Below are 752 nucleotides of genomic sequence, written 5' to 3'. Positions count from 1 at the left end.
CCGTTAGGCCTCATATAAAAATACAAACATGAAATATTACACATTAATTACCATATTCCTTCTCATGAGTATAGTGTATGCTAATTCTCAACAAAAGGGAATCAATGTTATATATGGTGACCATCATTTATTTACAGTTGAGACACCGACAAACTGGATAAACGATAAAAAGGCAGCTAGCACAATTGGACTAACAAACTTCTTTTACTGTATTGATGACAAAAGTAAGTCAGTAAAGAGTTATATGTTTGCAAATGGAATTGATAAAGGAAATCCCCAGGATTCTTTAAGCGCTTTTGTTGATGGAGATATTGAAGCATTTAAGGAAAAATACCCGAATGCAAAGATTTCTAAGTTCGAAATTGGGCATACCCCACCAATTATTGGAGCAATTGCACTCTCATACACAAACTTACATGACAGATTTAAAGAAGAGGTAGTCTACTTAGAAACAGAAATGACATTCATTGTTCTTACTTTCTCAGCAGATAATGAAAATGACTATCAGAAATATTCAAATGTTTTTGATTCTGAGTTTATCGGGACCTTTCAGTTTCTAGGTAATGACCCGACTCCATTTCTAGAATGGCAAAAGAATAATCAAAATTAAAATACGAGGCCTAACACGCCGCCATAATGCATAGCAGGCAGCAGTGCGCTTTGGGTGGGCAGATTCCCGCCTCGATTGTCAGTCCTATCGGACGGACAATCAGCACCGAAAATCTGCTACAGCATCATGCGGCAAATCCGTT

The 752-nt window shown here is 37.1% G+C and carries 1 protein-coding gene; it reads left to right on the top strand.

Annotation, left to right across the window (positions count from 1 at the left end):
• The first annotated feature begins 28 nt into the window (after positions 1–28).
• Positions 29–610 carry a hypothetical protein gene (locus ACSX1H_RS19475; RefSeq protein ID WP_439185930.1) on the top strand — a complete coding sequence of 194 codons (582 nt, stop codon included), beginning with the start codon at positions 29–31 and terminating at the stop codon, positions 608–610.
• Positions 611–752 lie beyond the last annotated feature (142 nt).

Origin of the sequence: Carboxylicivirga taeanensis (assembly GCF_051851475.1) — a bacterium.
Classification (GTDB): Bacteria; Bacteroidota; Bacteroidia; order Bacteroidales; family Marinilabiliaceae; genus Carboxylicivirga; species Carboxylicivirga taeanensis.
This window is presented reverse-complemented; position numbering and strand designations above follow the sequence as displayed.

What these genes read in the sequence shown, in the direction of transcription:
- ACSX1H_RS19475 (WP_439185930.1), top strand. Translation starts at nt 29, where the DNA reads ATGAAATATTACACATTAATTACCATATTCCTTCTCATGAGTATAGTG.